This window comes from Nocardiopsis halotolerans DSM 44410 (assembly GCF_000341065.1).
GTDB lineage: Bacteria > Actinomycetota > Actinomycetes > Streptosporangiales > Streptosporangiaceae > Nocardiopsis > Nocardiopsis halotolerans.
Window position 1 is genome coordinate 1 of the sequence record NZ_ANAX01000082.1, and the last position, 418, is coordinate 418.

1 protein-coding gene is annotated in these 418 nt (G+C 75.4%); it reads left to right on the forward strand.

Features of this window, described 5'->3' with window-relative positions:
* Positions 1–418 (forward strand): hypothetical protein (locus D455_RS34120; protein WP_040684570.1); only part of this gene is annotated, 418 nt, incomplete at both ends.

Here is a 418-nt window from a genome sequence, read left to right on the forward strand (position 1 = left end):
CGTGCTGGAGGTCCTGCGCACCGAAGCGGAGCAGGTCGACGCCCTCGTGCTGTGGGAGATCGTCAGCGACCTGCGGGAGCGCACGGACTCCCTGACCGGGCCCGCCCTGGCCAGGCACTGGGTCCGGCGGGGACTGGCCGAGGAGGAGGCCCTGCTGCTGGCCGCGTTCGTGCGTTCCGCCGGTACCGACGCGGACGCCACCGCCAGGGCGGAGCGGGACGTGCACGACCTGCTCGTGGACAACCGGCTGCGCCAGGCACAGGAGGCCGCCGCCGACCTGCCCGAGGACCACGACCTGCACGCTCGTCTGCGTGTGCGGATGCGTCAGGTGGAGGAGCTGACCGAGGAGGCGGACCGGGCGCTGCGCGCGGGCGACCGTGAGGAGGCCGCACGGGCGCTGGCCGCGGCGGGCGACGTC